Origin of the sequence: Lacticaseibacillus thailandensis DSM 22698 = JCM 13996 (genome assembly GCF_001312865.1) — a bacterium.
Taxonomy (GTDB): Bacteria; Bacillota; Bacilli; order Lactobacillales; family Lactobacillaceae; genus Lacticaseibacillus; species Lacticaseibacillus thailandensis.
Window position 1 is genome coordinate 1 of the sequence record NZ_BBER01000003.1, and the last position, 22006, is coordinate 22006.

A 22006-nucleotide genomic window follows, 5' to 3' on the forward strand; every position below is an offset into this window, starting at 1 on the left:
AGTTGCCGTGCAGTTGACGTATCAACCAGGCAACTCTTATATGATACCGTCATTGGCAACCAATGTCAATAACTTTTTTTCATAATCATGTCGTGGTGTGCAGCAATTAATTATCACTGCCCCGACACAACCCAATCAGTATATCAATCGGTACTAACAAAGTCCAGAACTTTTGGATAAAAAAATGAAATTTTCTTCGGCGGGTAACCATTACCAATATTAATAGTAATTAGTGGGCATCCGCGTCCGTTGGTTCTGTCCTCCGAAGAGCACGAGAACCATTATCCCTAAAACCAGGGTCCCCGTCAACCGTTTGCTGTAACAAAACAACATTGGACTGCCTAACTGACATTGTCTGCACCAATACCATACAGTTCCAAGCCCCCCGCAACAGTATTCGCCCCAACCACATACCAGCCGCAACTGCCCCTACAAAAACAAATAGGGACCACGTTGATGGCATATACACCATCGCGTGGTCCCATTATCATTCTATTTAACGCGTAAGTCCGCAATGTTTACCCGTCGGTCAACCCAGGAGTCATCGTAGAACCCTTCCTCATGTGATACAAGGATGACCGCACCCGGATACTCGATCAATGCTTGCCGCAAAGCAGCCTTAGTGTCGTCATCCAAATGGTTGGTCGGTTCATCCATCACGAGTAAGTTAGTCGTCTGCATCATCAGGTCAGCCAACTTCACTTTGGACTGTTCCCCCCCTGACAGCAGCGTCAATGGTTGGTCGACATTCTCCCGTGTCAACGCCGTGCGGCTCAGCACCTGACGTAAAGTACGCTGAGTTGCAGCTGGATATTTGGCCATCATGAACTGCAGGGGCGTTTGCTTCGGTACGTCCCACCGCAATTCCTGCTCAAAGTAACCCACCACGACGTTTTGTGCCATCTCGACCGTACCGCCTAGTGCTGGCAGCTTCCCCAGCACCGTCTTGAGCAAAGTCGACTTCCCTACACCGTTGAAACCTTCTAGGGCCATGACTTCATCATGACTCAGCGTAAAGTTCATCGGCTGGAGCAACGGTTGATCGTACCCCACACTGAGGTCAGTGACGTCCAGGAGTACCTGGCTGTTTTGTTCAATGAAGGGAAATACAATTTTGGCCTTGGCCCGGTTACCTGGTGGCGTTAACCGCTCCATGTGCGCCAACTGCTTCTCCCGACTCTTGGCGGACTTGCTACGCGTGCCGGCCTTAAACCGCCGGATGTACGCCTCCGTCTTTTGTATTTGTGCCTGCTGCTTGTTAAAAGCCTTCATATAAGTTTCCTTGTTGGCTTCCTTCTGCCGCATCGCCTGGTGCAGGCTACCCGTGTACTTGGTAATCGTGGCAAACTCAATATCCAGGATGGCATTAGTCACCTGTTCCAGGAAGTCAAAGTCATGCGAAATCACGATAAAAGCACCCGCGAACTCCTGGAGCCAATCCGATAACCATTCGATATGTGACTTATCGAGGTAGTTGGTCGGTTCGTCCAGCAGTAACATGTCGGGCTCTTCCAACAAGAGTTTAGCCAGGATGATCTTAGAGCGTTGGCCTCCTGACAACTGGTCCACCGGATGGTCTAACCCTAGTGCGGTCAGCCCTAACCCACTGGCCACCGTTTCAATTCGGGTGTCCAAGTTATAGAAATCCGCCGCTTCCAGTTCTTGCTGCAAGGTACCAGCTTTGGACAGCAACTCATCGTCTGGATTAGTCGCATAATCGGCATAAATTTGGTTGACCTTATCGGCCTTGGCGTACAAATCTGCAAATGCCGTTTGCAAAAACGCCATGATGGTCTGGCCGGGTTCCAAGTTGGCGTACTGATCCAAGTACCCCACGTGGAGGTGCTTTTGCCAGACGATTTTCCCGGCGTCAGGGGTAACCTGCCCCGTTAGAATCTTGATAAGGGTACTCTTCCCCGCACCGTTCTGACCAACCACGCCAAGGTGGTCTTCCTTATTAACCTGAAAGTTTGCGTCCGTGTACAACTGCTTGTCCACGAACTGCTGGGAAAGCCCCGTTACCGTTAAAATACTCACCTGGAAAACCTCTTTTTTTCTATATAAAGGGGCGCTACCTAGTAAGCGCCCGCCGTACAACTCAACGACTCACGCTACCACAGTCGACGAGGCGCGTCAATTTTCACGCTCGCGCACGGAACCACGCATGGGCGTTATAATATGCTAAAATTAGGTATTAAATATGTGGAGGCCAAAAGTTTGGAACCAACAGAAAAAAAAGGGTGGTAGTACCTGGCGCTGGGTACTTGAGTTAGTCGTCCTCTTTGCCGCTGTCTTTATCATCACGCAGTTACTCATGACGTTCGTGATCAGCAAAGACGAAGTTCAGGGGTCCTCCATGGAACCGGGCTTGCAGCAAAATGACCGGCTCATCTCACTACGGCACAAGCAGATCAAGCGCAACGATATCGTCGTGGTGTACGCGCCCGATGCAACCGACAAAGCGACCGGCAAACCGGAACTGTACATTAAGCGGGTCATTGGCATGCCGGGCGATACCGTTCAAAGCAAGAACGACAAGCTGTATATCAATGGTAAGTTAGTCAAGCAACCATACTTGCACAAAAAGTTTATGCGTAAGGAAATCAAGGCAATTGCGGCACAAGAAGGCCTCGACGCCAGCAAAGTGAAGTTCACGTACGACTTCTCCCTCAAGACCCTCAAGAGTACCCACCGCACCAAGGTACCAAAGGGTGAGTACTTCGTGATGGGGGACAACCGGATTATCTCGCACGACGGCCGGGCGTTCGGTTTCCTCAAGCGGAGCCAGATCCAGTCGGTGGTCGTAATGCGGTACTGGCCAATGAGCAAGTTTAAGTTTTATTAGAGAGTGAAGTAGCCGCTTAGAAAGCGAGAGCATAAGTGAACCCGGATAGGAAACCTGCACTTGGTTTCCTGTGCGGGTTTATTTATGCGGCAGCTTTCTGGGCGACGCAACTCGTTTGAGAGAGTGGAGCCCCGCGGGTAAAAGCGTGAGCGTAAGGCACCTGGGCGAAAAGGCCCGGGGTTGGCCTTTTGGGGCAGGTGCTTTACGCGGTAGCTTTTGCGGGGCGTAACTCGTTTGAGAGAGTGAAACCGCCCGCTTAGGAAGCGAGAGCATAAGTGAACCCGGATAGGAAACCTGCACTTGGTTTCCTGTGCGGGTTTATTTATGCGGCAGCTTTCTGGGTGGCGCAACTCGTTTGGGAGCGTGGAGCCCCGCGGGTAAAGGCATGAGCACAAAAAGACCCGGGCAAGCAGCCATATCAAGCTGCTTGCCCGGGTCCTTTTTAATGTCGATTGAATAATTAATTACTTGCGGTCCAGAATCGCCTTACCCAACTTGTAGTTGCGTTCGTGTTCACTGGCAGGCATCAGCATTCCACCCGTTGACCACACAATGTGACTGGCGTTCGCCATTGGGTAGTGCTGCGTCAGGTACGGTTGCGCCTGACGCAAAGCTGCAAAGCCCGCCGTAGCACTCGGTTCCAACTGCATCTGCTGAGTATCCATCATTTCGGCCGTGTAGGCCAGTACGCGGTCATCGTCAAAGGTGGCAATGCCCTGCAGAATGGTCCGCAGCACGTGGCCGGCAAGACGTGATGGCCGGCCAACCGCCAGACCATCGGCTTCAGTCAGTCCATCCAGACCGATATCGTAAACCGAGATCTTTTCGTTCAAACCGGTGGCCATCCCCAAAACGACGGACGGCACGTGGGTCGGTTCAGCAAAGATTGCGTGGACGTTGGGCCCGAGAATAGTCTTCAGACCAAAGGTAGTCCCACCAGGTGAACCACCAACGCCGGCTGGCAAGTAAACAAACAACGGGTGGTCCTCATCGACCGGGATGCCCTGGTCGTGCAGTTGCTTTTGCAAGCGAATAGCTGCAACCCCGTACCCAAGGAAGAGTCGGTGCTGCCCTCGTCATCGATAAAGAAGACGGACGGGTCCGCCTCCGCTAGCTGGCGTCCGGTCGTAATGGCCTTGGAGAAGCTGCCATCATACTCGACCACGTTAACGCCTTTGCTGCGTAACACGTCCTTCTTCCACTGCTTGGCGTCACGCGACATGTGCACCGTCGCCTTGAAACCTAGCTTGGCCGCCACGATCCCGATGGATAAACCAAGGTTACCCGTCGAGCCCACGGCGATGCCGTAATGACTAAACAGCTCACGGAATTCCGGTTGGTTCAGCTTGGCGTAGTTGTCGGCGTACGACAACATATCGTGCTGCATCGCCACCCGTTCGGCAATCTTTAATACTTCGTAGATCCCCCCACGCGATTTGATCGACCCCGAAATGGGTAGTTCGTTATCGGCCTTCAGGTAGAGGTTCCCCGGCAAACTGTACCCTTCACGCTGGGTAACGTGCTCCTGCATCTTGCGAATCCGGTATAGCGGCGATTCCAGGATCCCGTCGGTCGCAGCGGTCTCCGGAAAGGCTACCGCCATGTACGGGCCAAAACGGTGGTAACGGGCCTCAGCGTCAAAGAGGTCCTCCTTGGTCAAAGGTAGCTTGGCGTCCTCGCCGTAGTCCGGGTTGACCCACAACGTCTCCCTTTCCGCAGCTAGGTCAGCCACGATTGGGTACTGCGCAATTAACTTCTTAACATCCATTGTGTCTAGTCCTTCTCTTTCCCCAATTAAAGTACAATGAGCCACCAGTACACCCTGATGGCCCCTGATTCAACTCACACATCGCCCATTTTGCAATAAAGGTGGCCCTTTCTGCAAGGCCTCACGCATGGTTATCAGTATATATTAATTAATTTTGGTCGCCACGGCCTGCGCGGGGCCCGTCCGCCGCGTCACTGTCTGGATGGTCCATCGCGTACCGCGCCCGTACCTGTTCGTAAAATACCGCCACTGTGGTCTGGATGTACGGCGTTACGTACAGGTCCGCGATACCCAGCGTAACGATCGACAACAGGTACCACGGAATAAACGAAATGTAGAGCACCAGCAGGTCGGCTTTGTACCCATGCATTAATCGCCAGGAGTCACCCATCAGCGTAAATACACCGCGGTGATCCCCCCGCTGCCGCGCATCGTAGAGCAAGTAGTACGCCAACCGCAGGCCGAGGGTAAAGATGATCCCGGGCACGTAGAAGAACGCCGTCCCCACGCTAACAATCAGCGTGACCAAAATGTACATCAGCAACATGCTGAAGAAGTACGTCCCGCTGAACAGTTTGAACATGATGTCAAAGACGCGTAGTCGCCGGTCCGGATTTCGCACCACGTCCAGTGCGGTCAGGCTCACCCCCGTGAAGAAGTAGAAGGTGACCAGGCCGCCAAACAAACTCTTTTTCTCGGCATTAGCGCTCAGGTTCTGCACCGTGGTAACAAAGTCGGCGTTGCTTAACGTCGCCAAGTGCGCCGACACCTGGCCAAACTCGATCCCAATGAGCAGGTTAATTGCCAACATGATCACTACGGGCAGTAGCAACGCCAACGCCAACTTGAGCCGCACTCCCGGATGGCTGAGCCGTTCCTTGGCACGTGCTTTCATCTCTGCCCGAGTCATAAATAAACTATCATTCATTAAATAGCACCATTAGCCCTTTTCTAATGACCGTGTCGTCCGCCACCGCCGATGCCGCCGGCGCCGCGTACCCGCGATGGTGTGTTTAATCGCGCGCATGGCCGACAATTGCTGGCTCAACAAACTCAACGTGTCATTACTCGTCGTTAGTGATCCCGACCGCACGCCGTAGCGGTAGTCAGGGTGAGCGCCAAAGTAGAAGCGTTCCGCGTGTATAGCATACCGCACCGTGAACAATTCGTCTTCCATGGCGTCTAAATCCTCATTAAACCGCAACTGGTGGCGAGTGATCACCCGGCGCCGAAACATTTTGTTCCATAGGTACCCACGAATGGGACCTGCGGGTGCCAGCACCCCGGCCATGAATTCATCACGCGTCAGTGTTCGTGGTAGTTGGCCGTGACCAACCACCGTCTCCGCACCGCCACGCTGGACGATGTAGGGTTGGTGACCACGTCGGCATCATTAACCGTGGCACCGTCAACAAAGTGGCGCACGTAATCGCGGCCCATCCAATCGTCCCCATCCACAAAGATGACGTAGTCGCCCTGGACGTGGGCCAACCCCGCATTGCGGGCCGCCGACACCCCGCCAGCTGGCGTTAGGTGGAGCACCCGCATCCGGTCATCACGCGCAGCTGCACGCTGCAAGAGCGCGGGTGAATCATCGTGCGAACCGTCATCCACCAATAAAATTTCCAGGGCATGGTAGCTTTGGTGCCGCAAGGCGGTGAGTACCCGGGGGAGGTACCGCGCCAGGTTGTGCACGGTGACAATTACTGAAACCAATGGTGTCACAGTAGCCACTCCTTTCATACATTCCATTATATATGCCCCAACGCACTACGCCTACCTTAATAAAATTTGTCGAATAATATCACTGCTAAAATGTCGGCCCATTTTTGTGGCTATATTACCGTGTAAGTGGGCATCTGTAACAATCAAGCCCGTGTTTTTGACGTGGCCATCCCAAAATATTCAAATTTGCGTCAAATTTCAAAGAGTACACCCGTTATATTACGCCTGTGTTACAACGTTGCGGAAAAAGTGCCTTTTGTAATGTAACTGGTATTAGTATGACATGAACGGGCCGTATACTGCTCCTTGTTGAGAAGCAGTGGTTTGCCACTGACAGAGAATATTAGGAGTGAATAGTTATTAAAGTTGCGTATATGAAGTGGGTAGTGACAGCGGCATTGGCCATTATCCCAGGGGCAATGTTTGCACAGTCCAGTACGATCGTTGATGCGTCGAGTAACGCACAGCAGGATGTACAGGTCAAAGTACAGACTGGGGACACCCTCGAAACATTGAGCGAACAATACGGTGTTAGTCTTGACGATATTGCCAAGGCCAACCACATTCATTTAAACAAATTGACACTGGCCAGTGGTTCAACTTTGAAGATTCCCGAAAAGGGTAACAAGATCACCCCGGGGACCAACAAGTACAATGAGGCTGAAAAGCAGCTTCAGGCCGAAGCAGCAGCCAAGGCTAAGGCGGAAGCACAAGCTAAAGCCGCTGCTGCCGCCAAGGCGAAGGCCGCCGCGGATGCTGCTGCTAAGGCCCAAGCCGCTCAGCAGCAACAACAAGCCAGTGCCCAGAACACGAGCACTACCAGCAACACCACGACGACCACCACTACTACCACTAGTGGTAAGAGTTACGGCACGTTCAATCTGACCTTCTATGACCCAGCCGTACTGGGTTCTAACATGGGTTATGGTGGCGTAGCGGCCAACCTCTCCGTCTTTCCTAAGGGTACGCACCTGAAGATCACCCTGTCTGACGGGACGGTTTGGTACCGCGTGGTTAACGATACGGGTTCATTCGCTAACAGCAACAGCCGCCAGTTGGACGTCGCCATGCCGAACGATCAGGTCCCATCGGCCGGTGTACTGAGCGCCACCGTTGAAGTCGTCGGTTAATTCAAACTAAACATGATTACTGCACCAGCCGGGCACCATTGCCGGCTGGTTTTTTTGTTGTGGTTGCACCCCGCCGGGCACCCCCTGACGGTACAATGATATTTACTACCGCTCCCCGACCGAGGTTTGATACTCACTGACAGACAAGGGCGATAAAATTAGTGGACGCGGGCCATTCTGGCGCGGCCGCACGATCCAACCAGGCACTACCGTCACCTCACCCACATGGTGTCACACTACCTGTTGCCCCTAGACAACACCTTTGCCCAGACACAAACGGGTCCGCCTCCTAACAATTGCAGGAAGCGGACCCGTTGTTTTCATTAATATTCACGTTACGTTCGGCAAGAAGCCATTCGTGAGCCATCCTGATTAGTAGCCAGTACTGCCACCATAGTAACTACTGGTACCCCCATAGGGGCTAGTGTCCGTACCATTCGTTGCAGTCGTACTATCGGTGGTGCTCTCCGCAGCACCAGTACCATACGCTGCACTAGACGAACTAGTGTAATACGTCGTGGTCGTACCGTTAAAGAAGGATGAGTTGATTGCGTTCAGCCGCGTGTTAAAGTTACTCAGCGTTTCCTGCGACTTGCCTAACTGCTTACGAATGCGGTTGCTCGTCTTCTGTAGTGCTGACGTCGAAGCCACCTGGTACGATGCTCCGTCGATAGTTGCATCATTGCCCTGCAACGTGTACTTCTTGATGTTGCTGGCAGCTTTACGGTAATCCGAATTCTGCGCATGGTAATCAGGTCGTCAAAAGTTAGGTTCATCTTCAGGCTACCCTTGAGTGAACTCAGCACGCTTTCGTACGAGGTCAGTGTCTTGGCGGACAACAGGGACTTCACAATGGCTTTGATCACCTGTTGTTGCCGCTGCTGCCGCCCGTAATCACCCTTGGGATCCTCGTACCGCATCCGGGCAAACTGCAGAGCCCGGGTCCCGTTAAGGTGCGCCTTGCCCTTAGTGAAGGTCCCGCCGTCATGACTCGGGTCACTCCAGCTAAACGGTACGGTGACATCAACACCACCTACCGCGTTAACAATTTTCTTTAGCCCGTTCATGTTCACGGTAATATAGTAGTTAATTTTGATGTTCAATAGTTTCTGGACGGTTTTGAGTGTTGACTCCTCACCACCACTAGCGTAAGCCGAATTGATTTTGGCCACATCGCCCGTGCCGGAAATCTTCGCCAGCGTGTCTCGTGGGATACTAGTAATTGTGGTCTTGTGCTTCTTGGGGTTGATCGTGACCACTTCAATGGAATCACTATTCCCCTTACCCCAACTAGCGCCACGGCCCAAAGCCCCGGTATCGGTACCGAGGAGCAAAATTGAAATTGGCTTTTCTTCCTTGATCAGCTTGCTGTTAGCTTTAGCGCTGGTCTGGGTGACGTTGGAGTACGTACCGTTGATTGCCGTCTTGGTCTCGGCAAAGAAACGGAAGCCATAGGCCGCCACCAAGAACAAAATGCCAAGGATGGCAAATATTAAAAAGCGCCACACCGGGTGATGCGGAGCCCGTCTAACCTGCTTACTGCCTTGCGAACGTGAATCCATGTATGTACCCCTCTAATGGTTTTACCGTAATGGCCACTTCAACGCGCGCCATTAGTCGAAAGAATTATACCATACGCCATCAAGCCACCCACCGCGTCAACGCCACGTTTACGCTTTTTTTAGGGAAACTGTGTCAACTCTGTAACCTATTTGCCTTATTACCACGGGTCCAACAACGACCACCGAACCCCACCAAGTGCGTGTTGTTAGTATTGGCAGCGATTACACAAAATGGCATAATTTACCCCCACGCGAAAATATTGTGCTAAAGTATTGTTAGTACTGATAAATAATAAGGAGGAAGCACAATGGCTCACTTAACGAAACTCACTGACACGTACACGCTCAGTAACGGGGTCAAAATCCCAATCGTCGGTTTTGGCACCTGGCAAACGCCTAGTGGCGAAGTCGCACGAGATTCCGTCAAGGCGGCGTTGGACGCTGGCTACCGTCACATTGACACCGCCGCCATTTATGGTAATGAAGAGAGTGTCGGCGAGGGGCTCAAAGCCAGTGGCGTTGACCGTCACGACATCTTCTTGACCACTAAGCTGTGGAACTCCGACCGTGGTTACGACAACACGCTGAAGGCAATCGACACGTCTTTGCGTAAACTGGGCACTGATTATGTGGACCTATACTTGATCCACTGGGGCAACCCGAAAGCCTTCCGTGACCACTGGCAGGAAACCAACGCCGAAACCTGGCGCGCATGGAAGAAATTCTGAAATCCGGGAAGGCCCGCGCCATTGGGGTTTCTAACATGCGGGTCAAGCACCTTCAGGAACTGTTCAAGACCGCCAACACTAAGCCGATGGTGAACCAGTCATTCCTGAACCCTAGCGATATGCAGGAAGAGGTCACCAAGTTTGATACCGAGAACGGTATCCTCAACGAAGCATACAGCCCACTCGGCACGGGGAAGATCTTCGGCATCCCTGAACTGCAAAAGATGGCTAAACGCTACGGCAAGAGTGTGGCTCAGCTGGTTCTGCGCTGGAGCCTCCAGCACGACTTCCTACCACTGCCAAAGTCCGTCCACGCTGAACGGATTCAAGAAAACGCCCAGCTGTTTGACTTCGAGCTGTCCCACCACGACATGGAACTCATCGACGGACTTCATGGTGTTGCCGGGTTGGCTCAGGACCCCGACACGGTTGGCTTCTAGATTGTTAATCCGTACCCAAGCTTGCGCCTGACAACGCAAGCTTTTTTGGTGGCACGCACCTCACTGCTGGTGCCCGCTACACTACGGGCCAGCGCGCACGCGCGCAATAGCACCCTACTTGTGCTACACTGACAGCAGCAAACTTACAGGAGGATAACCATGTTTGAACCCACCAAAAAGCACCGCGTGTCTGACGCGGTTGCGCAAGTCTTCCCTCAAGAAGTCACCGACCAAATTTTCCAGGTGGTGAACTTAATGGTCAAGGCGCACCAAATCGTCGTCGCCCCCGTCGCCATCATCTTTTCTGACGACTTTACCGACGATGAACTCTACGCCATGATGATTCAGGGCAACGCTGCGCCAGCACAAGAATTCCCCATCACGTACAAAGGTGACAAGCCGTTTCTCGGCCACGCCTACATTCTTATCGTGAAGGACCACCCGAAGACCATCTCCATTGACTTCAGTGCGGCAAACGACTTGCCGGACAATTTGAAACAGACAAACTAGTAACAATTAAATAGACCCAACGTGCTCACACGATGGTGTGCACGTTGGGTCTATTTTAATGTCTTGCGTGGTGTTGGCTACTTAGTCCACGCCGCGTACAGCTTGACTAACGCCTGCGTCCCGTCGTTACCGTGTCCCGCGTCCACGAGCTGCGCGTACAGCTGCTTAGCGGTCTTGGTCGCCGGCAGATCCAGGCCAAGCTTATCGGCTTCATCCAGCGCAATACGCAGATCCTTGAGGAAGTGCTTTGCAAAGAAGCCGGGGGTGTAGTCGCCTTTGAGCACCCGGGGACCGTAATTCGTGAGGCTCCAGTTAGCCGCCGAACCGGCACCAACCGTGGCCAACACGTCATCGAGGTTGAGCCCGGTGGCCCGGGCGTAAACCAACATTTCGGTCAGTCCGGTCATCGTGCCGGCAATCATGATCTGGTTAGCTATCTTGGCGTGCTGGCCCATCCCGGCATCCCCAAAGCGGTGCACAGAACCGGCAATGACGTCAAAGATGGGCTTCAGGGTGTCCATGACAGCCGGGTCGCCGCCAACCATCACGGTCAACGTCCCGTTCTTGGCCCCCACATCACCACCAGAAACTGGCGCATCCACCGCAATCACACCACGGGCGCTTGCCGCCGCGGCGATCTTGCGCGCCAACGTCGGCGTACTGGTAGTCATATCCACCACCAACTGTCCCGTAGTAGCTCCCGCAAGAATCCCCTCATCACCAAAGTAGATGTTTTCGACATCCTGGGGAAAGCCCACCATACTGATGGTGATGTCAGTGGCAGCCGCTACTTCGGCGGGCGAATCTGCCCAGTGAGCGCCGTTATCCATCACCGGCTGGGCGTGGGCTTTAGTGCGGTTGTACACCGTCACGTCATACCCAGCTTTAAGCAAGTTATTGATGATGCCAGTGCCCATCACACCCGTGCCAATAAAACCAATTTTCTGCATATTATTACTACTCCTTTACTGGTACCCGTTCAATTACAATAACTGTTCCAACGCGTCCAGCCGGTCAGCGAAGACGTTAAAGGCCCCTTCCAGGTAATCCGGCTTGGTCATATCCACGCCCGCAGCGCGCATCGTCTCAATCGGGTACTGCGTGGACCCACTCTTGAGGAAACCCAAGTAATGCGTTACCGCCCCGTCATTACCGGCTGTGATGCCCTGCGCCAACGTGGTTGCGGCCGCAAAGCCGGTCGCATATTGATAAACATAGTAGTCGTAGTAAAAGTGCGGAATCCGGGCCCATTCGAGGCTGATCTCCGGGTCGGCGACCAGCGTGTCACCATAATACTTGGCGTTGATCGCCGCATACTTATCGGAGAGTGCATCCGCCGTTAACGGGGTCCCCGCCTGGTCAGCCTGGTGCATCCAGTCCTCAAACTCCGCAAACTGCGCCTGCCGGAAAACGGTGCCCTTGAACCCGTCCAGATAGTAATTGAGTAGGAAGGCGCGTACCTGCGGATCCTCGTTGTGTGCCAGCAAGTAGTCCGTCAACAGGTTTTCGTTAGTCGTCGACGCAATTTCCGCCACGAAGATGGGATAATCGCCATACATGTAGTCTTGATTGTGCCGTGAGTACCAACTGTGAACCGAGTGCCCGGTCTCATGTACCAGCGTGTAGAGCGAATCCAACGAATCGTGCCAGCTCATCAGGATAAACGGGTTGGTGTCATACGCGCCACCCGAGTAGGCACCGGACTGCTTGTTACGGTTAGCGGCAAAGTCGACCATGCGGTGGTCGTAAATGTCGCGGACATGGGTCACGTAATCATCGCCCAGGACGCTGAGGGCCCGTTCCGCTTCGACTTTGGCCGCGGGCACGGTGTAACTGAGAGCCGGCTCTCCGGTCAGTGGCGTGTACAGGTCGTAGCTGTGCAACTCCGCCAACCCCAACACGCGCTTGCGCAACGCCACGTACCGGTGCAACAGCGGTAGGTGGGCGTTGACTTGCTCCACCAACGTCGTGAACACGGCTTCCGGAATGTGGTTGTGGCTCATCGCGGCGACGCGTGCGCTTGGATATTTGTGCGCCTGCGCGCGGAAGTTGTCCGCCTTGACTTTGCCCGTCAGCGTCGACGCAAAGGTGTTACGCAGGGAGTCATAGGTCGCGTACAACGACTCAAACGCGCCCTGCCGTACATCGCGGTTGGTGCTGTGAATCAACTCATCGTAAAGGCTGTGGTTCAATTCCACAAAGTCACCATCGTCATTTTGGACCATGCCAAAGTCGATGTCGGAGTTGTTCAACACGTTAAAGGTGTTGGTGGTGCCATCCAGCGCGTCACCGGCTGCGGCTAAGAGTCCCTCGGTCGCTGCATCCAGCACGTGGTCACGCTCCGCGGTAATGTTGTCCAAAAAAATGTTGGTCGTGGTGGAGGTCAGCGTTATGTGCCACCCAGTCAGCCAACGTATCGGCAGAGATTGCCAAAATTTCTGGGTTCATGTAGCAGTAGCGCTAGCAAAGGTGGTGGCTAAATTGTCCGCACGCGCCTTGTAGCCTAGGTACTGACTGTTGCCAGTATCCTGGTCGCTCTTCATGGACGCGTACACGTACAACTTCTCCAGCCGGCGGAACGCGGCCAGAATCTGGGCGATACCCGCAGCCAATTGCGTTGGGCCCTGCCGAGGGTTCCTTGCAGTTGCTTAAGGGTCGGCACGAGTTTCTGCACGGCGGCATACTCTGCTTCCCAAGCATCGTCGTCAGCGAACACGCTGGTGAGATCCCAGGTCAGGTCCGTGGGCACCTCGTCGCGGGTCGGTAAGGTAACGGTCATAATCAACACCCTTTCGTGGAGCTTTTGACCATATGTTAGCACAGTTCCCTGTAGTTGGCCTTACGCCGCAGTTAGCGGACGGCGTGACCGCTTGTACACATCAAAAAGGCCGCATTCCCGACAGAATGCGGCCAACTTTGGTTTAGTAGCAATTAGTGCGGCTTAGGCCTGGTACCGGGACTCCCCGTTCAAGTAGGTCTCAGCCAAGCTCATGTCGGGGTTCAAAACCAGGAAGTCGGCGTCACGGCCAGGCAGAATGCTCCCACACTTGTCGTTGATGCGGCTCGACTTAGCGGCAGTGTAGGAACCCATCATTACGGCTGCTTCTGGCGTCGCGGCGTTCCAGTCCACCACGTTCTTAACGGCATCCTTCAACTGCAGGATCGAACCAGCCAGGTGGTTGTCACTCTTCAAGCGGGCAGTACCCCCACCGACCGTAACGGGGAATTCACCCAGCACGTAGTCACCATCAGGCATCAAACCGGCCCGCATGCAGTCCGTAATCAGGGCCACGTGCTCTGGTGTCTTTTCGCGAATCAACGTAGCGGCAACTTCTGGACGGATGTGGTGACCGTCACAAATCAGTTCGTCGTCCACGATGTTCATGAACATGGCGGCGCCAGCCATCCCCGGTTCGCGGTGGGTCAAACCACTCATACCGTTGAACGTGTGCGTAAAGGAAGTGGCACCCGCTTCAACACAGTCACGGGCCTGTTCAAAGGTGGCGTTGGAGTGACCCAACGAAACCACTTTGCCAGTACCACTGACGTACTCAGTGAACTCCACGGCACCCTTGCGTTCTGGTGCCAGGGAAATCTTCTGTAGCATGCCCTTGGCACTTTCCTGCCACTGCTTAAACTCGTCGATCGACGGGTCACGGAAGTACTTCGGGTTCTGCGCCCCTTTGTGTTCTGTGGTGAAGAATGGGCCTTCAAAGTGGATACCCTGAATCTTCGCACCCGTTTCGGAGCCGGCGTGGTCACCAATCATCTTGCAGACGGCGTTCAACTGGTCAAAGCTAGCGGTCAAAGTCGTGGGCAACCAGGACGTAACCCCCGTACGGAGCAACCCTTCAGACATTTCGTTGAGGGCGTCCCAGTCCGCATCCATCACGTCGTGGTCCAACAGACCGTGGATGTGGGTGTCGACCAAACCTGGGGCGATCCACTGGCCATCGTAATCAACAATCTTCCCGGTTGGGGCCTGGTGATCACTCGGAATGAATTCACCGAACTTGCCATCGTCGGTCACCTCGAGGTAACCGCCAATTTCGGTCGTATTCTTCAAAAAGAATTTTGCAGCGTGAATATAGTAGCTCATGAATAAATCTCCTATCCTCAAATTCGTCGACACCAGCCAACTGCTAGCGCTTACTAACATTTTACACCATTCAGTGTATCATGCGGTGGTCTAGACCACAACACAGCAGCGGTGAATTCCTGGCGTCAACTCGGTGCCATAGCAAAACCCCGGGAATGAACGCCCGGGGTCGCCTTGATTAGTTACCAGTAGTACCGGCAATCACGTCGTTAATGTGCACTACGCCCGCTTTGCCGTCATCAACCAGCTGTGGTGTCGTACCGACCATCGCGCCATTGATGAAGCTAATGACCATCGGTAGGTTCATCCCCGCATACAGGTCGATATCTGCGCCTTCCATAATCATCCGGGATACTACGTTCGCCGGGGTGCCACCCATTAGGTCAGCCAGGACGGTGAAGTCGTCCAGCCCCGCAATCGTATCCTTAAACTTCTTCTGGAAATCCTCTGGCCCTTCGTTTGGCAACAATGGCACCGTCAGAATGTCGTCTTGCGGACCCATAATCAGCTCCGCACTCTTCTTCAACTCCACGCAGAAACTACCGTGGCTAATCAAGATTAATTTGGTCATGAAAATTCACCTTTCTATCCTTCCACCAACGTCGTGCGCTAACCCTTAGCAATCACACCCAGAGCAGACAGCGCAACGGAAACGATCAACACAATGAAGATGGCCCGGGTTGAAGTCATGTGCTTCTTACCCAGCAACCAGTAGATGGCACCAACGATCAGCGCTGGTAACAGCTTGGGCAGGATCATGTCCATGTAGTTTTGCATGTTCAGCGGCACGGACCCAATCTTTGGCGCCCAAGCAATGTTGACGTTGATCATCGTGGCCACTAGGGCCCCGACCATGAACACACCCATCAAGGTAGCGGCGTCAGTCAACGCTGACAACTGGCTCTGCATGTTCGTCACCAGGGAAACACCCTGCTTGTACGCCACTTTCAATTGCTTCCAACGGAACACGTTGACGGCCATTTGGGCAACGATCCAGATGAGGATCCCAATCGGGTTACCCTTGCTGGCCATGTTGGCAGCAATGGCACCAAAGATGGCTGGAATCAGGGCGGCAAAGATGGAGTCCCCGATAGCGGCGAAGGAACCCATCAACCCAGTTTTCAGACCCGTAACGGTTTCCTCACCCTTGATACCTTCATTCTCTTCAACGGACAGGTCGATCCCCGTGATAATGGTGTTGAAGAAGTTGGAGGTGTTGAAGAACTGGGTGTGCGTCTTCATCATCTGCTTGAGTTCAGGGGTGTCATCACCGTAGATCTTCCGTAGCTGCGGCAGGATGGTGTACAGGTACCCAGAACCCTGCATCCGTTCGTAGTTCCAACCTAGCTGAAAACCGAAGAGGCTACGCCGGTTGATCTGATTGAAGTCTTTATCAGTTAATTTGTAATTAGAGCTCGTCATCAGTGATCTCCCCCTCATCTGCAGAACTATCTTGTTTGACGGCTGCCTTGGTACCACCAGCGCTACCGCCGCCATTGTTGCTTGCACTTTGCTTGTAGCTAATTGCGGCCAGAGCAAAGCCAATCAGGGCAATGGCCAACATGGACAAACCGTTGAAGGACGTCGTGAACGCCTTGGATGCGGCGGTCAGGCCCGTACCCAACGTCTGAATGTCAGTAAACGTAACGGTGAACAGGGTAGTAATCATGAAGCCCAGGATCAGGTATGGGAAGTGCTTCTTGACCGGCAGGTACCGGAGCAAGATAGCAAAACCAACGGCCGGTAATACGGCACCAGCAACGGTCAGCCCATCGCCGAGCCACTTCCAGCTACCGTTCAGAACACCAACGACTTTGGTAACCAGGCCACCACCAAAGGTCAGGGCCAGGCCAACAGGGATCATCCGGACAGGGCCCATGGTAGGGCACCAGCCAGGAAGTAACGTTCGATCCCTTTGTAGTCCATCTGGTCAACCTTCTTATCGATGCGGTGAGCAAAGAAGGTGTTCGCGAACCGGGCCAGGATATCCGTTTCGATCATCAGACTAGCTACAGGTACGGCCAACGCCGCAACGGCAGCTTCTGGCTTCATCCCCGTGCTGATGGAGAACGCCGTGGCCAGAATCGTCCCGGAGTTAGCGTCGATCTTGGACGCACCCCCGAAGGTCCCAACACCCAGCACGGTCAGCTGCATGGCCCCACCAATGATCAGGCCAGCCTTCATGTCACCCATGACGATCCCACTAAACAGACCGGCAAAGACGGGTGCACTCAGTGAGGAATAGATCTGCAATTCATCGAGGATTTGGTACCCCGCGTACAACGTTAATAGTGCAATCTGCCACCAAGCTATTTGCATTATGCTTCTCCTCCTAACCCTTTCTTGAGCAGGCTCATAAAGTCTTGGGACTCATCGCCCGGCACCATCTGTGCAGTCAACTTAATGCCCTTGGACTGTAGCTCCTTGAAGTCCGCCACGTCCTTATCCATCACGTTAATTGACTTAGTGATGTGCTTAGTCTCATCGGTCTGGGACATGTTGCCGACGTTAATGCTGTCGATCGGCACGCCCTTGTTGATCAGCGCCAACAGTGGTGCTGGCGTTTTGGCGACGATGAAGACCCGCTGTGAATCGTACTTGTGGTTCAAAATATGATTGGCAGCTGTATCCACATCCAGAACGGATAGGCGCACACCCGCTGGGGTAGCCATCCGTAAACCACTCTTCTCAATCTGGCTCTTGGACACCTTGTCGTCAACGACCATGATCCGGGTCGCCTGCAACTTGGTCGTCCATAGGTTAGCTACTTGGCCGTGTACCAAACGGCCATCAATCCGCGTTGCGATAATCGCCATGAACTATTCCTCCTCTACTGCTGAAACCGTGCGTAACAAATTTCTGGAACCGAACAACTTCACCGACCATCCCCGGCCACCTAGTGGTTGATCATTACTACCCAGATTCCAGTAATGACGGGGAGCGGTTCACCAGTGGGTCCGCGGTTCCAACACCGACCCTCACTGTTGCCGTTAATTAATACCACGCCCACGGTCCTAACAACCGCTCCGGACAATAACTAGTAACACGGCGTGCAATAAACAATAGCATCAACATCGAACTGCGGTACGGAATACCCGTACCGGTGGAAACATGATTGCCGCACGCGTTACGTCGTACTGCCCTGGTGCTCACGGTCGGGACCGCTGGCGGCACCACCTCCTTAACGGAACGTTATTTGTTAGTTGTTGTAATCGTGAATGATGACACCCTTGACCACGCGGTTAACGGTCCCGGTTGGTGATGGGGTGTCCGGCTTGTTGCCGATCTTGACGGAACTCAGTAGCGCCAGCGTCTGCGCAAACATCACGTCTGGCAGTGCCTGGTAAGCTTCGGGCAGCTGCTGATCACCGTTAGCAAAGAAGAAGTTTTCGCCGGAGAAGTCATTGTCCTGGCTCGTTCCCACTGCGACGACCCGCTTGGCGATCTGGTCACCCTTGATTTCCTCCATCACGTCGACATCGTATTGCCGCGTGTAAGGGTTGTTGCTGAGGAAGTCAAAGACCAGCGTCCGGTCGTTCACAAATGACTTGGGGCCGTGACGGAAGCCCATGGAGGTGTCAAAGATGGTGGCAAGTTTGCCGGCCGTCAGTTCCAAGACCTTCAGTTGTGCTTCCCGGGTCAACCCGCCGAGACTACCGGAACCCAGGTATGCGATCCGGTCAAAGTCTTCATCGACCAAATTTTGGATGAAGTCTTCACGCGCTACCACTTCTTGGCCCATCTTGGTGATGGTGTTCACGTAGCCGGCTTTGGTCTCAGCGTCCGCCTGGTCAAAGACCAACAGGGCGGTCAGCGCCATGCAGGAGAAGCTCCCCGTCATCGCAAAGCCCTTGTCGTTTGAGCCTGCTGGCTGGAGCAGGACCAGGTTCTTAGCCTCGCCCTCAGCGTGTTGTGCCAGGTTGCCGTCGGGAGCGCAAGTAATGGTCAGCTGGTGCAGGTTCTTGACCAGCTGTTCCGCCAGAGCCACGGCCTTGACTGATTCTGGTGAATTACCACTACGGGCAAAGGAAACCAGGATCGTCGGCGTCTCCGGTTCGAGGAAATCGTACGGCGCGGACACAATGTCCGTGGTGGCAATCGACTCGAAGCGGAAGTGCTTCCGGTCACCGTGAGCGTTTAAATATGGGGTGACTGTGTCACCCGTGTAGGCACTCGTGCCGGCACCGGTGAAGATGACGCGGACCACTTGGCCATCAGCAGCCGCTACAACTTGGTCCAAAAACTGGCTGACCGCGTCGGCCTGCTGCTGAAAATTGCTCAGCGCTTCCTGCCATAATTCTGGCTGTTGCTTAATTTCCTTGGTGGTAATTTGTGCACCCAACTGGTTTAATTCTTCTGTTGACTTACTAAACATGCTAAATCCTCCTCAACCTTCACTACTTGTTTTGTGTTCGTCCCGGGTGGTGACGAACGGTGTAAACAAACTGGTCAGCCCGCGCAACACTCAAGGTGTACTCAATCACTTCATTATTGATGCTGGTGGATGTCCGCCTGATATTCAAGCTGGGCGATCCTAGTGGTACCTTGAGTAACTCGGCGTCCTTATCGGGCACCAAGCTCGCGTAAAACGACTCACGGGCATCCAACACCGGTGACCCGTAATGGTCCCGCAGCGTGGTGTAGAGGCTCGTCCGCTCAATTTCCTTAGCGGACAGCCGCGGGAACCGGTCCGCTGGCATGAACGTACGTTCCACCATCAGTGGCACGCCGTCAGCCCACCGCACCCGTTTCATTTTGTACGTCGGGGTACCGAGATCCACGCCGAGGTGTTCCGCGAGGTACTCCGTGGCTGGTTGTTCGTGCAAATAGATGATTTCCGAGCGCGGGTGCCGTCCCAAAGCGTTCATTTCTTCGGTAAAGCTGTACATGCCCGCCAAATCGGTCGACTCGTTGGGATCGTTGGCAACAAACGTGCCCCGACCACGACGGCGATAAACCAGGCCCATCATTTCGAGCTTGGATAGGGCGGCCCGAACGGTATTGCGGCTGACCCGGTACTGGTCCGCAATCTCCCGCTCACCGGGTAGCCGCTCGTGGGGCGACATGCGCGTTTGAATCTGTTTTTGTAATGCCTGAACTAACTGCTCGTGTAATGGTTGCTCGCTTAGCGTCACCGACACCGCCTCCCCAAATTGGTACCAACCAGTAATATTGTAACCGCTAGCAACGCCGTCGTCAAACGCTTTCTAGAAATTGGTTGGTACCAGATATTAACTAATTAATTGGTATATACCATCACGACTGTCGTCTTTATGTATTTCTCACCAAAGCCGTCATGCAATAAATTCACGATAATCCCGCCAGCACTGAAATGCCACATTATCGGTTAGGTATGCTGACACCATTTCTGAGATTTTGATATGTAAACGTTTTATGCTGTCATATATTGGTCTAGAACCAATAAGTGACAGTTGTTCTGCAAAATTGGGTAACTTTTGGGGCACGATAGCCAGCAAAATCTGGATGCGTTGCACAGATATGCGGACAGTTGACCATTACAATGACGGTGAAACCACACAAAAAAAACCGGTGTTTAACCAACACCGGTTTTTGAACGCGCTTTTGCAAATGGGTAGCGCGACCCATCACGTTTACTTTGATTCTTCTTGGCCTAACTTGGCCGCTTCCTGGTTAGCCACGACCACGTCACCCGGCCATTCGCCGTCCACGCCGCGAACCCGCTGGGACGCCTCTTCACCTTTGCCAGTAATCAGCACGATATCATCGGCGGCACTGTCGGCAATCGCCGCTCGAATCGCAGCACGCCGGTCTAAAACCTTCCGCACCGTGACCCGCTCGTGATCAATCTGCTCGTCAATTTGGTCGATAATGGCCGCCGGGTCCTCAAACTCTGGGTCGTCAGTCGTCAGGTAAACATCCGTCGCCTGTTCATTAAGCGCCCGGGCAAAGTCGCCACGTAACTCGACACCTTTGCCACCTGGAGCACCTAACACAACGCGCAGGTGGGGTGCCGCGTACGCACGGTGCATAAACGATAGCAACGTGTGCAGGCTAGTGTAGCTGTGCGCGTCGTCGATAAACACGTGTCCGTGGTGCGGCACCACGACGGATTCCATCCGGCCCGGTACCGCCACGTTTGCGATCCCCGCCGCGGCTTTGGTAGCATCCGTCCCCATCAGCCCCGCACCAATGATTGCAGCACTAGCGTTGCTGACGTTAAAGTCGCCCACTAGGCCGAGCTGGTACTGACCACCAATGTTCAGCTCCACGGCCTTATCGGTCACCGGTACCAGCCGAAACTTACTGATTTCCAGGTCTGTTTCGATTGGCTCATAGCGAAAATCGATCGGCAGGTCCGGGTTGGTCGGCTTGAAGTCGGTGCTAGCAAGTAGGTAAATGCTGTCCGCATACGTGGTCGTCCGTGCCGCCGCGTACACTGCGTCAAAGTGCTCCGTCTCGGCGTTAATAACGACCTGCCGCGAGTTCACCAGCACCTGCACCTTGTTGTGCAGGTAGTTTTCAAAGTTAGGGTGCTCGTTCGGCCCAATGTGGTTTGGCGTAATGTTGAGGAAGAAACCCACATCGTAAGTCAGGCCAAAGACACGGTTGCGCAGGTACGCCTGGCTGGAGACCTCCATGACAAGGTGGGTCATGCCGTTATTGACGGCTTCACGCATATCGTGGAACAAGTCCATACTTTCGGGCGTGGACAGGTCGGACTTAAACCGCTGGTCGGGGTTCGGCCCCACAATCCGTTCAATCGTTGAAAACAACGCCACGTGGTGCGGATGTGCGGCCTCCAGAATGCCGCGCGTAAAGTAGGCCGATGTGGTTTTACCCTTCGTCCCGGTGTAGGCGATCACCTCGAGGTCGTCCTGCGGAAAGTCGTAGAACGCTGCGCTCAGGATCGCCATTGCTTTGGTAATGTTGACCACAATCAGGGCGTTCAGCCGTTACCTTCGACGTACGGCTTTTCCGCCACGTAGGTTGTGGCCCCGCTGTCCTTGGCCATCGACAGGTAGATAGGGCGGAATTTATCCCCCTTGCAAAAGAACAGGGTCGGTCCCTCCACTTTACGTGAATCATAGGATATGCCCGTCATTTCGACGTTTACATCACTTTGAACCGCACTACTCTTTAACAAGTGGTGTTCCTTTAATAGCAAAATACATGCCGTTAGTGAAATTGCCATAGTCTTCTCCTATCTATTCAAGACA

General features: G+C 53.8%; 16 protein-coding genes and 5 pseudogenes. 4 read left to right on the top strand and 17 right to left on the bottom strand.

The window, feature by feature from the left end; translation table 11 throughout:
- Window positions 1-492 precede the first annotated feature (492 nt).
- Window positions 493-2037: an ABC-F family ATP-binding cassette domain-containing protein gene (locus JCM13996_RS05215; protein WP_054750224.1), complete on the bottom strand. Its 1545-nt coding sequence runs from the start codon at window positions 2035-2037 to the stop codon at window positions 493-495.
- A 163-nt stretch (window positions 2038-2200) separates the two neighbouring features.
- On the opposite strand from JCM13996_RS05215, the gene lepB reads away from it, so the two are divergent.
- Window positions 2201-2845 carry a signal peptidase I gene (gene lepB / locus JCM13996_RS05220; RefSeq protein WP_054750226.1) on the top strand — a complete coding sequence of 215 codons (645 nt, stop codon included), beginning with the start codon at window positions 2201-2203 and terminating at the stop codon, window positions 2843-2845.
- 464 nt (window positions 2846-3309) lie between these two features.
- Here lepB and dsdA read toward each other — a convergent pair.
- The 4 genes and pseudogenes from dsdA to JCM13996_RS05240 all read right to left on the bottom strand — a co-directional run bounded on the left by dsdA (window position 3310) and on the right by JCM13996_RS05240 (window position 6338).
- Window positions 3310-4613: pseudogene (gene dsdA, locus JCM13996_RS05225) on the bottom strand (D-serine ammonia-lyase).
- 148 nt (window positions 4614-4761) lie between these two features.
- The gene (locus JCM13996_RS05230) at window positions 4762-5541 is read right to left on the bottom strand and encodes a DUF975 family protein (RefSeq protein ID WP_054750228.1); all 780 of its coding nucleotides are present in this window, start codon (window positions 5539-5541) and stop codon (window positions 4762-4764) included.
- A gap of 12 nt (window positions 5542-5553) precedes the next feature.
- The gene (locus JCM13996_RS05235) at window positions 5554-5952 is read right to left on the bottom strand and encodes a hypothetical protein (protein ID WP_054750230.1); all 399 of its coding nucleotides are present in this window, start codon (window positions 5950-5952) and stop codon (window positions 5554-5556) included.
- On the bottom strand, window positions 5919-6338 hold the full coding sequence (locus JCM13996_RS05240) for a glycosyltransferase family 2 protein (protein ID WP_054750232.1): 420 nt from the start codon (window positions 6336-6338) through the stop codon (window positions 5919-5921). The genes JCM13996_RS05235 and JCM13996_RS05240 overlap by 34 nt, the downstream gene beginning before the upstream one ends.
- Before the next feature lie 419 nt (window positions 6339-6757).
- Between JCM13996_RS05240 and JCM13996_RS10435 the strand changes: the two genes are divergently transcribed.
- Window positions 6758-7468: a LysM peptidoglycan-binding domain-containing protein gene (locus JCM13996_RS10435; protein WP_082383858.1), complete on the top strand. Its 711-nt coding sequence runs from the start codon at window positions 6758-6760 to the stop codon at window positions 7466-7468.
- A gap of 372 nt (window positions 7469-7840) precedes the next feature.
- Here the strand turns inward: JCM13996_RS10435 and JCM13996_RS05250 are convergent, their stop codons facing one another.
- Window positions 7841-8119, bottom strand: a complete 279-nt coding sequence (locus JCM13996_RS05250) for a hypothetical protein (protein ID WP_054750234.1) — start codon at window positions 8117-8119, stop codon at window positions 7841-7843.
- Window positions 8065-9030 carry an LCP family protein gene (locus JCM13996_RS05255; protein ID WP_054750236.1) on the bottom strand — a complete coding sequence of 322 codons (966 nt, stop codon included), beginning with the start codon at window positions 9028-9030 and terminating at the stop codon, window positions 8065-8067. Before JCM13996_RS05255 ends, JCM13996_RS05250 begins: the two co-directional genes overlap by 55 nt.
- A gap of 308 nt (window positions 9031-9338) precedes the next feature.
- Between JCM13996_RS05255 and JCM13996_RS05260 the strand changes: the two are divergent.
- Together JCM13996_RS05260 and JCM13996_RS05265 are read left to right on the top strand one after the other, a co-directional pair.
- Window positions 9339-10198 (top strand): annotated as a pseudogene (locus tag JCM13996_RS05260) (aldo/keto reductase).
- Between the two features lie 159 nt (window positions 10199-10357).
- On the top strand, window positions 10358-10708 hold the full coding sequence (locus JCM13996_RS05265; RefSeq protein ID WP_054750238.1) for a hypothetical protein: 351 nt from the start codon (window positions 10358-10360) through the stop codon (window positions 10706-10708).
- 77 nt (window positions 10709-10785) lie between these two features.
- Here the strand turns inward: JCM13996_RS05265 and JCM13996_RS05270 are convergent, their stop codons facing one another.
- The 10 genes and pseudogenes from JCM13996_RS05270 to JCM13996_RS05315 all read right to left on the bottom strand — a co-directional run bounded on the left by JCM13996_RS05270 (window position 10786) and on the right by JCM13996_RS05315 (window position 21981).
- Window positions 10786-11658 carry an NAD(P)-dependent oxidoreductase gene (locus JCM13996_RS05270; protein ID WP_054750239.1) on the bottom strand — a complete coding sequence of 291 codons (873 nt, stop codon included), beginning with the start codon at window positions 11656-11658 and terminating at the stop codon, window positions 10786-10788.
- Between the two features lie 33 nt (window positions 11659-11691).
- Window positions 11692-13487 (bottom strand): annotated as a pseudogene (gene pepF, locus JCM13996_RS05275) (oligoendopeptidase F).
- A 162-nt stretch (window positions 13488-13649) separates the two neighbouring features.
- Window positions 13650-14807, bottom strand: coding sequence for an N-acetylglucosamine-6-phosphate deacetylase (gene nagA, locus JCM13996_RS05280; RefSeq protein ID WP_054750241.1), 1158 nt, complete (start codon window positions 14805-14807; stop codon window positions 13650-13652).
- A 178-nt stretch (window positions 14808-14985) separates the two neighbouring features.
- Window positions 14986-15378, bottom strand: a complete 393-nt coding sequence (locus JCM13996_RS05285; protein WP_054750243.1) for a PTS sugar transporter subunit IIA — start codon at window positions 15376-15378, stop codon at window positions 14986-14988.
- 38 nt (window positions 15379-15416) lie between these two features.
- Complete coding sequence (locus JCM13996_RS05290; protein WP_054750245.1) at window positions 15417-16229, bottom strand: PTS system mannose/fructose/sorbose family transporter subunit IID; 813 nt, start codon at window positions 16227-16229, stop codon at window positions 15417-15419.
- Window positions 16216-17126, bottom strand: a pseudogene (locus JCM13996_RS05295) (PTS mannose/fructose/sorbose/N-acetylgalactosamine transporter subunit IIC). Before JCM13996_RS05295 ends, JCM13996_RS05290 begins: the two are co-directional and overlap by 14 nt.
- Window positions 17126-17623, bottom strand: coding sequence for a PTS sugar transporter subunit IIB (locus JCM13996_RS05300; RefSeq protein ID WP_054750247.1), 498 nt, complete (start codon window positions 17621-17623; stop codon window positions 17126-17128). The pseudogene JCM13996_RS05295 and the gene JCM13996_RS05300 overlap by 1 nt, the downstream one beginning before the upstream one ends.
- Window positions 17624-18006: 383 nt before the next feature.
- Window positions 18007-19182: an SIS domain-containing protein gene (locus JCM13996_RS05305; protein WP_054750250.1), complete on the bottom strand. Its 1176-nt coding sequence runs from the start codon at window positions 19180-19182 to the stop codon at window positions 18007-18009.
- Between the two features lie 22 nt (window positions 19183-19204).
- Window positions 19205-19942, bottom strand: coding sequence for a GntR family transcriptional regulator (locus tag JCM13996_RS05310; protein ID WP_054750252.1), 738 nt, complete (start codon window positions 19940-19942; stop codon window positions 19205-19207).
- Window positions 19943-20419: 477 nt separating this feature from the next.
- Window positions 20420-21981 (bottom strand): annotated as a pseudogene (locus JCM13996_RS05315) (UDP-N-acetylmuramoyl-L-alanyl-D-glutamate--2,6-diaminopimelate ligase).
- Window positions 21982-22006 lie beyond the last annotated feature (25 nt).

Excerpts from the sequence above, each read along its gene's own strand:
- lepB (WP_054750226.1), top strand. The coding sequence starts at position 2,201 with ATGTGGAGGCCAAAAGTTTGGAACCAACAGAAAAAAAAGGGTGGTAGT.
- JCM13996_RS05230 (WP_054750228.1), bottom strand. The coding sequence starts at position 5,541 with ATGAATGATAGTTTATTTATGACTCGGGCAGAGATGAAAGCACGTGCC.
- JCM13996_RS10435 (WP_082383858.1), top strand. The coding sequence starts at position 6,758 with ATGTTTGCACAGTCCAGTACGATCGTTGATGCGTCGAGTAACGCACAG.
- JCM13996_RS05255 (WP_054750236.1), bottom strand. The coding sequence starts at position 9,030 with ATGGATTCACGTTCGCAAGGCAGTAAGCAGGTTAGACGGGCTCCGCAT.
- JCM13996_RS05265 (WP_054750238.1), top strand. The coding sequence starts at position 10,358 with ATGTTTGAACCCACCAAAAAGCACCGCGTGTCTGACGCGGTTGCGCAA.
- JCM13996_RS05270 (WP_054750239.1), bottom strand. The coding sequence starts at position 11,658 with ATGCAGAAAATTGGTTTTATTGGCACGGGTGTGATGGGCACTGGCATC.
- nagA (WP_054750241.1), bottom strand. The coding sequence starts at position 14,807 with ATGAGCTACTATATTCACGCTGCAAAATTCTTTTTGAAGAATACGACC.
- JCM13996_RS05285 (WP_054750243.1), bottom strand. The coding sequence starts at position 15,378 with ATGACCAAATTAATCTTGATTAGCCACGGTAGTTTCTGCGTGGAGTTG.
- JCM13996_RS05290 (WP_054750245.1), bottom strand. The coding sequence starts at position 16,229 with ATGACGAGCTCTAATTACAAATTAACTGATAAAGACTTCAATCAGATC.
- JCM13996_RS05300 (WP_054750247.1), bottom strand. The coding sequence starts at position 17,623 with ATGGCGATTATCGCAACGCGGATTGATGGCCGTTTGGTACACGGCCAA.
- JCM13996_RS05305 (WP_054750250.1), bottom strand. The coding sequence starts at position 19,182 with ATGTTTAGTAAGTCAACAGAAGAATTAAACCAGTTGGGTGCACAAATT.